The 11,874-nt window shown below is 52.2% G+C and carries 12 protein-coding genes; 1 reads left to right on the forward strand and 11 read right to left on the reverse strand.

Features of this window, described 5'->3' with window-relative positions; translation table 11 throughout:
• Positions 1 to 11 precede the first annotated feature (11 nt).
• The 6 genes from P1S59_00060 to murJ form a co-directional block, all read right to left on the reverse strand.
• On the reverse strand, positions 12 to 686 hold the full coding sequence (locus tag P1S59_00060; GenBank protein MDF1524657.1) for a uracil-DNA glycosylase: 675 nt from the start codon (positions 684 to 686) through the stop codon (positions 12 to 14).
• 710 nt (positions 687 to 1,396) lie between these two features.
• Positions 1,397 to 2,623, reverse strand: coding sequence for a bifunctional phosphopantothenoylcysteine decarboxylase/phosphopantothenate--cysteine ligase CoaBC (gene coaBC, locus P1S59_00065; protein MDF1524658.1), 1,227 nt, complete (start codon positions 2,621 to 2,623; stop codon positions 1,397 to 1,399).
• 39 nt (positions 2,624 to 2,662) lie between these two features.
• A complete protein-coding gene (locus tag P1S59_00070; protein ID MDF1524659.1) occupies positions 2,663 to 3,295 on the reverse strand; it encodes an MBL fold metallo-hydrolase in 633 nt (210 codons plus the stop codon).
• A 106-nt stretch (positions 3,296 to 3,401) separates the two neighbouring features.
• On the reverse strand, positions 3,402 to 3,842 hold the full coding sequence (gene dtd / locus P1S59_00075) for a D-aminoacyl-tRNA deacylase (protein MDF1524660.1): 441 nt from the start codon (positions 3,840 to 3,842) through the stop codon (positions 3,402 to 3,404).
• A complete protein-coding gene (locus P1S59_00080; protein MDF1524661.1) occupies positions 3,839 to 4,303 on the reverse strand; it encodes an MGMT family protein in 465 nt (154 codons plus the stop codon). Before P1S59_00080 ends, dtd begins: the two co-directional genes overlap by 4 nt.
• Positions 4,304 to 4,409: 106 nt before the next feature.
• A complete protein-coding gene (gene murJ / locus P1S59_00085) occupies positions 4,410 to 5,945 on the reverse strand; it encodes a murein biosynthesis integral membrane protein MurJ (GenBank protein MDF1524662.1) in 1,536 nt (511 codons plus the stop codon).
• 157 nt (positions 5,946 to 6,102) lie between these two features.
• Between murJ and rpsT the strand changes: the two genes are divergently transcribed.
• Positions 6,103 to 6,384: a 30S ribosomal protein S20 gene (gene rpsT, locus P1S59_00090; protein ID MDF1524663.1), complete on the forward strand. Its 282-nt coding sequence runs from the start codon at positions 6,103 to 6,105 to the stop codon at positions 6,382 to 6,384.
• Here the strand turns inward: rpsT and holA are convergent.
• From holA to P1S59_00115, 5 genes are all read right to left on the reverse strand, one after another.
• Positions 6,373 to 7,296 carry a DNA polymerase III subunit delta gene (holA, locus tag P1S59_00095; GenBank protein ID MDF1524664.1) on the reverse strand — a complete coding sequence of 308 codons (924 nt, stop codon included), beginning with the start codon at positions 7,294 to 7,296 and terminating at the stop codon, positions 6,373 to 6,375. The two genes, rpsT and holA, sit on opposite strands and share 12 nt — an antisense overlap.
• 47 nt (positions 7,297 to 7,343) lie before the next feature.
• Complete coding sequence (locus P1S59_00100) at positions 7,344 to 7,817, reverse strand: hypothetical protein (protein MDF1524665.1); 474 nt, start codon at positions 7,815 to 7,817, stop codon at positions 7,344 to 7,346.
• Positions 7,818 to 7,881: 64 nt separating this feature from the next.
• Positions 7,882 to 10,365 (reverse strand): leucine--tRNA ligase, encoded by a 2,484-nt coding sequence (leuS, locus tag P1S59_00105; GenBank protein MDF1524666.1) that lies wholly within the window; start codon positions 10,363 to 10,365, stop codon positions 7,882 to 7,884.
• A 217-nt stretch (positions 10,366 to 10,582) separates the two neighbouring features.
• The gene (locus P1S59_00110; GenBank protein MDF1524667.1) at positions 10,583 to 10,957 is read right to left on the reverse strand and encodes a response regulator; all 375 of its coding nucleotides are present in this window, start codon (positions 10,955 to 10,957) and stop codon (positions 10,583 to 10,585) included.
• 35 nt (positions 10,958 to 10,992) lie between these two features.
• On the reverse strand, positions 10,993 to 11,847 hold the full coding sequence (locus tag P1S59_00115) for a GAF domain-containing protein (protein MDF1524668.1): 855 nt from the start codon (positions 11,845 to 11,847) through the stop codon (positions 10,993 to 10,995).
• Positions 11,848 to 11,874: the final 27 nt, after the last annotated feature.

An 11,874-nucleotide genomic window follows, 5' to 3' on the forward strand; every position in this document is an offset into this window, starting at 1 on the left:
CCGGACCCCGGTCAGCTATTGTCACGCCTGGGTAGGGGAAGATCAAGTAGTTCCATCACTATCTTGATATCCTCCCAGACATCCCGTTTGGCTTGGGGATTTCTCAGGAGATAGGAAGGGTGGTAAGTAGGCATCAGGGGCACACCGTTATAGGCATGAAACTGTCCGCGCAAGCGCGAGATCTTCACCTCTCTCTTAAGCAGTGTCCGGGATGCGAAGCTTCCCAGGGCACATATGGCACGGGGGTTAATGATTCGGAGCTGTTCTTTAAGAAAGGGCTCACACATTTCGATCTCGGCAGGGAGGGGGTCCCTGTTGTCCGGTGGCCGGCATTTGATGACGTTGCAGATGTATACATCACCACGGCTAAGTCCCATTGCAGAAATGATCTTCGTGAGCAGCTGCCCCGCTTTGCCCACAAACGGCTCCCCCTGCTCATCCTCGTCCCGCTCCGGGGCTTCCCCTACAAAGACCAGATCGGCATCGGGGTTTCCCACACCGAATACGATGTGATGTCTGTCCTGCGACAGGGGACATCTGCGGCAATCGCCGATCTCATCCCGGAGCCCCTGCAGAGTCGCAAACCCCGACCCTGCATCCGACCCTTGCTCAATGGAGGGCGGCATACCTCTGGGGAGATAATCGATGCCAATGCTTTCGAGGTACATTCTTTTCAAATATTCCATTTTTAAACCTTAAAGGCTATCTAAACGCAGAGGACGCGAAGGGACGCAGAGAAAACCCAAAAACAAAAAAACTTTAAACTCAGAAATAAGTTTAACTCCTGGAAGTCGAGGTGAATAAAGCATTCAAACGACTGGTTTTCCCCCGACTTTCAGGATCACCTCGGCGTTCTGCCGTCTTCACCTTCAGCTTCGCCGTGACCGCTGCGTTCAGAAAAAATCGCATTTAATAGTAACCGGGATCGCTTCGCATGGTATCGGCTCGCGATGACAACAGGGAAAAGCGAATAGATTCCGGGTCATCGCTTACGCTCTGCCAAAAATGACGGTGTTGGAAGTATTCCCATAATCAAATTTGCTCTGCCTGTCTCAATGTTTCAACGTCTCCGTGGTGAAAAAACATCGCCTTTATTTAAACCGTCCTTAACCCGGTTCACCGGTTTTCTCCGCGTTCTTCGCGTCCTCTGCGTTCAGAAAAAATCGCTCTTCTGGAAACTGCGCCTTAACCCTCATTGAAGCTTTCCTCAGCGTCCTTTGCGCACTCTGCGTTAAAACATATCGCCTTCATAGCAACCGCTCTTTCCCCAGTCTTAAGGTTTTCTCAGTGTCCTCAGTAACTCTGTGGTAAAAACATCGCCCTTTATAGTAACCGTTTCTTAACCATATTTAAGATTTTACTCTGCGTACTTCGCACACTCTGCGTTTCAAAGGTTTTATTTTGTCTTGTCCTTCCAGACGCGGAGTGTAGTATCCAGGATCCTATCGGCCATCTGGATCTTGGACATCCTCGGTATCTCCTCAGCAAGATCCCCCTGATCCAGGATCACTCCGCTGTTCTCATCCGACTCGAACCCCGTTTCCTCTCCGGAGACATCGTTGGCTACGATGAGGTCCAGGTTCTTTTCCTTTACCTTTTTTCTGGCGTTTTCCACCAGGTTCCTGGTCTCGGCTGCAAAACCGACGAATAGCCTGTCACCCTTCATGGGTCGGACAGCCTCAAGTATATCCGGATTCCGTGAAAGCTCGAGAGTGAGCTCCTGTTTTGTACCTTTCTTAATTTTGTCTTTCCGGGCACTTGCGGGAGCGAAATCTGCCACAGCGGCAGCCATTATCAGCCAATCCGTTTCCGGCAAAGCCTCTTCAATGCCAGCCAGCATCTCCCTGGCAGTAGTGACTTTTTTAATTTCGGCAGCAGCCGGAACAGGGATTTCTACAGGTCCGGAAACAATCAACACCTGAGCCCCTCGCCTGGCTGCGGCAGCAGCCAGAGCGTACCCCATCCGACCCGAAGACCTGTTACTGATGAAGCGTACGGGGTCCACCGCCTCCCTCGTCGGGCCAGCTGTAATGAGCACCCGAATGCCGGACAGATCCCTGGCCCGGAAACTTGCGACAACCGCCTCTACAATGCGCTCAGGTTCTGCAAGGCGACCCGGGCCCTCTTCTCCGCAGGCCAGTTTGCCCTCACCGGGCGAAACCACAATAGCGCCCCTTTTCAGCAGGGATTCAAGGTTCTCCTTTACCGCCGGATGGGCCCACATCCGTGAGTTCATGGCCGGTGCTACGATAACCGGGCATGTCACTGCCAGGGCAATGGTGGTAAGAAGATCGTCCGCTATACCACCGGCCGCCTTACCAAGATAGTTGGCAGTGGCAGGTGCCACAACGAACACATCCGCCCAACTGGCCCGATCAATATGGCCTATGGTCCTTTCTTCTGTAAGGGAGAACATGTCCAGCCCCACCGGATACCCGCTGAGGGTCTCCATCGTGAGGGGAGATATGAACCTGGTGGCGCTTTCAGTCATTACAACCGAGACCTGTGCTCCCTCACGCTGGAGGTCACGCAGCAGCTGGGCAGCCTTGTAGGCACCAATCCCTCCTGTTACCCCCAGAAGAACATTTTTTCCGGTCAAAAGTCCGGCCTTACCGTTCTTCATGTGCGTGCCTCCTCGTGTCTGCCCCATCCACAGCCTGTATTACCCCACCAGGAATTGGTTATAGGTCCTTTCCCGGCCGACGGTTGTAGCAGGACCATGTCCAGGATAAACAGGGGTGTCATCGTCCAGTACCAGGATTCGGGTCTTGATGGAATTGATGAGGGTTTCATAATCGCCGCCAGGCAGATCGGTGCGGCCAATAGAACCGGCAAACAGGGAATCGCCGGGGAAAATACCGATAGATGTCACAAAGGTAGCCCCCCCAGGTGTGTGACCGGGAGTCGAGATCATTTTTATTTTCTCATCACCAAGGTCAATGGTGGCACCATCATCCAGGAGCTTGTCAGGTTCCGGTGAAGCTTCCACTTCAAGGCCGTATATTCTTGCAGCGATATGTGCCCCCGTCATATAGGGAGAATCACCCTTTGGAGCCAGAAGAGGTGCACCGGTACCTTTTACTACAGCTGCGTTGGCGGCAATGTGATCAAAATGGGCATGGGTGTTCAGAATCGCTGTCACTTTCCAATGTTTTCGACTGACCGTGTTGAGGATCATATCCCCATCACCCCCTGGATCAATAATGACCGCCTCGCCGGAGACTTCATCTCCGACGATAAAGCAGTTGGACTGAAGGGGACCGACCATCAAGTGTTCAAGAACGAGCTTCGCCATGTTGTTGTTCTCCTGTGTAAATCCGTATGTGCGTGTTTGCGTAGAGCGTTCTTGCGTAAAATCCAGTGCACATACTCACGTACGCTCAACTCACAAACGCTTATTATCACTTCGACTCCAAAAGGATGGTGACGGGCCCATCATTACAAAGCGACACAGCCATATCAGCTCCGAAAACACCCGTCTTTACTTTTACTCCAAGTTTCCCCAACTCCCTGACAAAACGTTCGTAGAGGCGCTCTGCCCGGTCTGGAGGTGCCCCGCTGCCAAAACCAGGTCTGTTCCCTTTCTTCATATCAGCTACAAGGGTAAACTGGGATATAACCAGAACCTCACCGCCAGTCTCCCCGATGGAGAGGTTCATCTTTCCTTCTGAATCCTTGAAGATCCTGAGGGAGGCTGTTTTTGCGGCCACATATTCAGCGTCCTTTTCCTCATCCAGGTCAGCCACACCCAGCAGTACCAGCAAGCCAGGGCCGATGGAGTTTACTTCACGACCATCCACCTCAACCCTTGACCAACCAACCCTCTGGATAAGAGCCCTCAAAGATCAATACCTTCCAACCTTAAAAGATACCGTTTCAGGTCGATTCCGGAGGAAAAACCGCCTATGGCCCTTTCCCTTGATATTACCCTGTGGCACGGCACAACCAGGGGAAATCTGTTGCCAGCCATAGCCTGCCCAACGGCCCTCCCACCACCACTACATCCCATATCCCTGGCGATCTCTCCGTAGGTTGACATTTGTCCGTAGGGGATCCTGGCAACTATGTCATACACCCTGCGCTTAAAGTCCGTTACCCCCGTAAGATCCGGTTCAAGTTCCCAGGTAACTTCATTGCCTTCAAAATACCTTCTTATATCGTCCCCGAGTTTTAAGGTTGTTCGTTTCTCCTCATAGATATCTTCAAGGTCGAAATCGATAGCTGTCACACTTCCATCCGCGCTGGTGTGGACAACGACCTTACCCATTTTAAACGGCACGGTGAAATAGGATTCCGATAACATTATCATTTTACCTAAGTGTCTGAGTGTCTAGGTGTCCAGGTGTGGTACGAAAACACCTCGACACTTACCTACGTAGTTACGTAGACACCCGGATACCTGCTTACAGTCATTTAAACACTCGGTTTATCAACGTTTTCATGCCTTTACAGCCGAACATCCACGCCGTGACCGAGTATACACCAATCCCCAAACCCATACAACCAACCAGGTACTTGACCCTGTCCAGGGTGGTCCGTTCCATCCAGTTGATTGTTCCGGCAAGGAAACCGGTTGCAAGGAGCATGAGTGTGGCCGCGGCAAAGGAAAACAGGATCTCCTTTCTCAGTTCCAGGTTAAGCCAACCGGACCCCGTATCCCGCGTAAAATATCCGGCAAGGATGATAAGGTTCACCCCTGATGCGAGGGAGGTGGCCAAGGCAAGTCCGGCATACCCCATGGGACCCATGAGCAGAAGGTTTAAAATGATATTGACGACAAGAGCGACACCTGCCGCAAAAAATGGGATCCGGGTGTTTTCAAGAGCGAAAAAGCCTCGCCCGAGGATCTTGATGCTGATGAATAGCGGAAGACCGATAGAATAATACAAAAGGGCCTGGGAGGCTCCCGCCACATCACCGGCACTAAATGCACCCCGGCCGAACAGGGTGGCAATGATCGGTTCTCTCAGGGCTATGAGTCCAAAGGCTGCCGGGACACCAATAAAGGCCGTCAACCCCAGTGAAAAGGATACGGTCCCTCTAAAGTCTTCCATACGGCCTTCGGCCACCTGGGTCGACAGGGTGGGAAGTGCGGCAGTAGCCAGGGCTATCCCGAAAACCCCCAGAGGGAACTGCATCATTCGGTTGCCGTACCAGAGGTAGGTGATACTTCCGGTAGCAAGAAAAGAGGCAAGCAAAGTATCCACGAGAACGTTGACCTGGTAAACGGCTACACCCAGAACGGCGGGGCCCATGATGAGGGCCATTCTCCTTACTTCGGGAGACAGTTCTGGGATCCTCAGCACCGGCATCACTCCCCTGCTTTTCAGTGGGGGCAGCATTACCATAAACTGCAGCACACCACCGACAACAACCCCCCAGGCAAGAGCTGTGATCGGTACAGTCAGGTTCGGGGCGACTAAAAGGGCCGCTGAAATGATCGCCACGTTCAGAAGCGCGGGAGCAGCGGCTGGTGCGAGGAAATGCCGGTGACTGTTGAGTATCCCCATCCCCAAAGCCGCCGCGCAGATAAATACCATGTACGGAAGCATCCATCGGGTAAGAAGGACTGTCAGGTTGAAAACCTCCGAACCCGGGGAAAAACCAAGGGCAACAACCCTTACCAGATAGGGGGCGAATACTACACCCAGACCGGTAAGGATCGTCAGAAAAATGACAAGCAGGGAAAAAAGGTTGCTGGCAAACTGCCCTGCTCTTAATTTTCCTTCCTTTTCCAGGATATCCGTGTAAACAGGAACGAAGGAAGAGGCGAGGGCTCCTTCGCCAAACAGCTGTCTCATCAGATTGGGGATTCTGAAAGCTACAAAAAAGGCATCAGCAGCGGGGGTTGCCCCGAAAATGGCGGCCATGACAGCATCCCTGGCCAGGCCGAGAACCCTGCTCACCACAGTGGCCCCGCCAACAACGCCGGCATCCTTGATCATCCTACCTCTGTCAGTTGTCCCGTTGCCTTGACGCATTCAGACCTTTCGGTTATCGTGGTGATTAATTGAGAATATATTTATTTGACAAAAATACCCTTTTCTGGGTAATAGCAGGGTTCTGCGGTATCAAGCATGATATTGAACCAGGAGGTTATAATTGGCAACACACAAATCCGCTATAAAAAGAAATCGACAGAACGAAAAAAAACAGCTCATCAATCAGATGAGGCGGACCAGGGTTAAATCCCTGACCAAGGATGTCCTTGCTGCAGTAGAAGCCGGAGACAGGGAAACAGCCCAGGAAGCTCTTGGAAAAGCCGTTCCGGTCATACACAGAGCAGCCTCGCGAGGTACATTACACAGGAATACTGCTTCCCGGAAGGTTTCAAGGCTGACCAAAAGGGTTAATACTATCCCTTCCGCCCCTTCAGAAGAGTAGTTCCAGAACCAGCCGATCCAGCAGGACTCCAGAGGGTATCTGTCCGCTTTTGAGATTTCGATCGCAATGAGCCAGAGCCTCCAGAGCCCGGACAAGATTTTTTTCAGTAGCCCGCCCTATCTGGCGGGCGAACTTTTCCTGCATACCAGAGTACTTCTTTCCCATTTTGGCAGCGGCCTGGGTTGGTGAGAGTCCGGACTGTTCCAGCTCCTTCCCCCTCAACAGCTGCCTGTAGTGCCAGGCCATCATGTGAACCAGGTATTCAGGCGGGCTATCGTTCATCAGCAATGTTTTCAGGGATGACATTGCCTTGGAGCCGTTATGGTCTCCCAAGGCATCCAGGAGGCTGAAAACGATCTCCACTCCCCCCGGAACGCTTACGGAAAGATCATCCTTTGTAATCTCATCCCCGTCCCCCGAACTCAGCACCACCTTGTCGATCTCCGTGGCGATGATCCCCAGATCTTCCCCTACGATCTGTATCAGTATTTCGCTGAGTCGAGGATCGATAAATTTCCCTGACTTCCTGAACCGGTCACTCACCCATTTTATCAGTGCTTTGCCGTAGGGCCGCCTGAGCTCAGAAACCTCAGAGTAAGAGGAAAGTGTCTTGAACGGCGCGCTGGATCTTTTCAGCTCAGAGGAGGTCATGAGGAGCAACGAAGCGGGGTTGGGATCCTTGAGATAATCCACCAGGTGTTTCCATCCCTCAAGCTTCTGGATCTCCCGGATCACAAGAAGGCGACGTTTCCCCAGGAAAGGCAGTGTCTGGAGAAATTCCAGGACATCGGCAAGTTTTGCATCCCAACCGTAATACATCATGAAGTTGAGATCCTGTTCCCCTTTTGGGATCAGACGATCTTTCAGATCTCTCTCAGCCTCCACCAGAAGAAAGGGCTCCGGCGATATCATCAGAATAGCGGTTGAATCCGCTTTCTTGTCTGTACTTCCAGTGTGGCTCAGGGTTGTTCTCCAAGATCTGCGAGAATGCGGCTGGCAGCTGTTTCTGTAAGGAGACGAACAGCAGCACTGCGGTTCCAGTCAAGGGTGGAAAGGTTTGTGGACCAGGGGTAGATCAAAGAAGCAGTCTCACTGCCAAATACGGCCTGAGCGGACTGTTTTCCTTCAACTTTCCAGGCAACGTCAATTGTCAGCTTCTGTCGTACCGGGAAGCCACTGGAACTGATGGAATCCACCGATTCGGTGAAACCTGTGACCGTTACGCTGAGACGGCTGGCTGAATGTTCCTTAAACCCTCCGAGTTTCCTCATCTCCTCTTCGAGCAAAACCGCCAGTCCGGCTTCAGCGGTAAAGTTGCGCACCGATACAAGAGCGTATTCGTAAGCCGGGAACGGATCCACAAACCTGTAACTGCATCCGGCCGGGAAAAGGACCAGGATAATTGTAAAAATGATGAGGTAACGATAGGTCATTTGACATTCTCTTAAAAAATATCTGGAGCCTGAGTGGGTTTTCCAACAGACTCCTGGTCCATCATCATTTAACCACGATGGAAACAAGCCGCCCAGGAATGACCACGATCTTGACAAGCTCTTTTCCCTCGGTCAACTCCTGAACCCGCGGCATACCAAGGGCTGTTTTTTCAAGAGATTCTTTCGTCGTCTCGGGAGAGGCCTCAAACCGCGCCCTGACCTTTCCGTTGACCTGTACCACCATCTGTACCATTTCGCTTACAACCAGTTCCTGGTCGTAGGAGGGCCATTGGCACTTGAAAACACTTTCCCCCTGGCCAACAGCTTCCCAAAGTTCTTCGGCGAGATGGGGCGCGAAAGGAGCCAGCAGGAGGATGGTCGTCCTGAGGGCGTCAGAGACCGCTGATGCCGCTCCCTCCCCTTTTGTACCGTTCCCGGCAATGAACCGCTGGATCTCATTCACCAGCTCCATAATCGCTGAGATAGCCGTATTAAACTGGAACCGTCTCTCTATATCCTCACGGACCTTCTGTACGGCCCTGTGCCGAACACGGATAAGGGAACGGACATTTTCATCCCCTTGCCCGGTGACCCCAGACTCATCAGCAAACAGGGACAAATTTTCCATAACAAGCCGGTGGACACGGTTGAGAAACCGGAAAGACCCGTCCACACCCTGGTCGCTCCACTCCAGCTCTCTCTCGGGCGGGGACGCGAAAAGGATAAATACCCTGGCGGTATCAGCCCCATATCGCTCCATCATCTCATCAGCCGGCACCACGTTCCCCATGGATTTAGACATCTTGGCGCCATCCTTGATGACCATCCCCTGGGTGAGGAGTCGTTTAAACGGCTCATTCGCGTCGGTGAGTCCAAGGTCCCTGAGTCCCTTGGTGAAAAATCGTGCATAAAGCAGGTGCAGGATCGCGTGTTCAATCCCGCCGATGTACTGGTCAACAGGCATCCAATAAGCTGCCTTGGCCGGATCAAAAGGAGCCTTGTCGTATGCGGGATCCGTGTAACGGAAAGGGTACCAGGACGAATCGATGAATGTGTCCATGGTATCGGTTTCCCGCCGAGCCGGACCTGAACAGTTCGGACACGGTACGTTCAGGAATGTCTCCGAGGTTTCGAGGGGGTTTCCCTCCCCGGTAAATTCAACGTCTGAGGGAAGGATCACCGGCAGGTCTCCCTCAGGCACCGGCACTTCTCCGCATTGGCTGCAGTAAATGATGGGTATGGGGGTACCCCAGTAGCGCTGCCTGCTGATCAACCAGTCCCTGAGCCGGTAGCTCAACGCTTCCCGCCCCCATCCCTTCTCTTCCATATAGCTGATAAAATCGGGCATGGCCTCACGGTTTGGCCGGCCATCAAAGGGTCCCGAGTTGACCATCAAACCATTCTCAACGTAGGCTTCGGTCATGGTGTTGCCGTTAAGCAGCCCCGTGTCGTCCTGGATCACCACACGGACAGGCAGACCGTATTTTCTCGCGAACTCAAAATCACGCTGATCGTGGGCCGGGACACCCATGACAGCTCCAGTGCCGTATTCCATCACCACATAATCGGCTACGTATATGGGGAACTCCTCCCCGGTAGCCGGATTAACAAAGGTCCGGCCGGTATCGACCCCTTCCTTCTCCCGGGTTTCATCAGTCCTTTCGATAAGGGTCTTTTCCTGCGCTTTCTTAACGAACTTCCTCACCTCATCGGCACTTTTGCCACCCTTCACCAGTTCTTCCACGAGGGGATGTTCAGCAGCAAGAACCATGTAGGTTATTCCGAATACGGTATCGGGCCTGGTCGTGAAGGTGGAGATCACCTGGTCGGAATCCACCACTTTAAAATCGATCTCAGCACCTTCGCTTCGACCGATCCAGTTTTTCTGCATGGTCTTGACCCTCTCGGGCCAGTCCTCAAGGTGCTCGAGGTCTTCAAGCAGTTCATCGGCATAGGCTGTTATCTTGAAAAACCACTGATTGAGATCCTTCTTCTGGACGGTAGAGTGACAGCGCCAGCAGCCGCCTCCCTCAACCTGCTCGTTGGCCAGGACCGTCTGGCACGATGGGCACCAGTTTACGGGAGCCGATTTGCGGTAGGCTAACCCCTTTTCCATGAATTTCAGAAATATCCACTGATTCCACCTGTAATACCCGGGCTCACAGGTGGCAAGAGTCCTGCTCCAGTCGTAGGAAAGCCCCATCCTTTTCTGGACATCCACCATCCGTTTGATGGAAGATCTTGTCCACTTACCTGGATCCACCTTCCGGGTAATGGCTGCGTTTTCAGCGGGAAGACCGAAGGCGTCATATCCCATGGGATAAAGGACGTTGAGACCTTTCATCCTGAGGAACCTGGCGTAGGCATCCCCTATGGCATAGTTCCTCATGTGACCCATGTGGAGATCACCCGAAGGATAGGGGAACATCTCCAGGCAGTAGAACTTCTCACGGGAAGGATCTTCAACAGACCTGTAAAGGCCGGTTTTTTCCCACCGGTCCTGCCATTTCGGCTCAATATCGCGTGGCGAGTACCTGGACGCGGACAATGAGACACCTCCCGCCTGCTTACCAAGAAACACGTGACCTGGCGATCACGTGCCGGGTTTAAAGTTGATGGCTTCGCGAAAAGTCATTAACGCGCCCCGGCCGGGGCGCCCAAATCAATGACCGTCAACATTATTCATTGATTTGTGAGAAAAGCGAAAATGACACTTTTCGGTTTCCGTGGAGCAAAAAGTTCCGCCTGGACTTTTTGCGACCCTGTCAAAGTTTAAGGAGTTCCTTGACCGTTGAGAGGAGTGCCGTGGACTGTATGGGCTTGGTGATATATGCGTTAGCGCCCAGGGCCATAGCCCTTTCCTTATCTTCCTTGGCACCTTCGGTCGTGATCATGACGATGGGGACATCTTTGTATGCCTCGTTGGATCGAACCAGGCTTACCAGTTTGAGTCCGTCCATGATAGGCATATTGATGTCTGAGAGGATAAGGTCTACCTGATTGGAAGACAGCTTTTTCAGACCATCTACCCCATCAGAAGCCTCAACAACCTCAGCACCCGGGATCCTGTTGAGAGCAAAACGGATCAACTGTCTCATGGTAGGAGAATCTTCAATTATCAGGAAAGTTAGAGACGCCATGTAACGATACCTTTCTTTCTATCGGTCCTTTATCTCTATTGGCTTAAAAGGTCCAGGAACCCCTGATATGTGCTCAGCTTTCTCTTCGATTCTGTGAAAAGCCGCGAACTGAATATGGCTGTCGCAGCATGCCCGGCAAGAAGGGTGAAGAGTTCAAAATCCACCGGCGCAAAGGTAACCTTCTGCTGGAGCAGGCGAAAAAGGACTATGGTTCCGATAACATCGTCCTGGATAGTGAGGGGAATACAGACCAGAGGATCCTCATACAACTCCTTGAGTTCCTCTGAGGGGCTTTCGTTGAAATAGCTCTCATTGGCCATAACCGCTTTCCCGATAACCCCTTCCCCAAGCAGAACATGGGGGATCTCGGAGAACAATACACCTTCAGAAGCTTCCGGATTGAGTGTCTTGGTCTTTTCATCCAGAAGGTAGATAGCGAAGGCTTCCCCCCCGATGAGGTTGATAATGATCTCAAGTATGATCTGGAGCACTTCCTTGTATTCAAGTGTGGAATGGAGCTGGAAACTGGCTACGTAGAGGTTAGCAAGGTTGTTGTTCTGTTCCTCTACATCGATGTAGCGTTGGGCAAAATCAATATTTTCAGCTTCGACCTCGGTGAGTTTGGATTTCAGGTCCTCAAGCCTCATCTCGTATTGTGCCAGTTTTTCAACCATATCCTGGGACAATGAGTTTGCCTGAGCGCTGTCCGGGGTTTCCAGCCTCTTCTTCATCTCTTCCTCAAGATGGACGACCTGAAATCGCAGCCGCTCGTTCTCCTTGAGGAGGTCCTGAGTAAACTCCTGCCCCTTCCGGAACATTTCGAGAAACTCCTCCCCCTTTTCCAAATGTTCCGATCTTTTACCTTTGTCCCCAGTTTCCTTAATACTCATTATTTACTCCACTGATATGTTAGCTCG

The sequence above is a fragment of the bacterium genome (assembly GCA_029210965.1).
GTDB lineage: Bacteria > BMS3Abin14 > BMS3Abin14 > BMS3Abin14 > BMS3Abin14 > JALHUC01.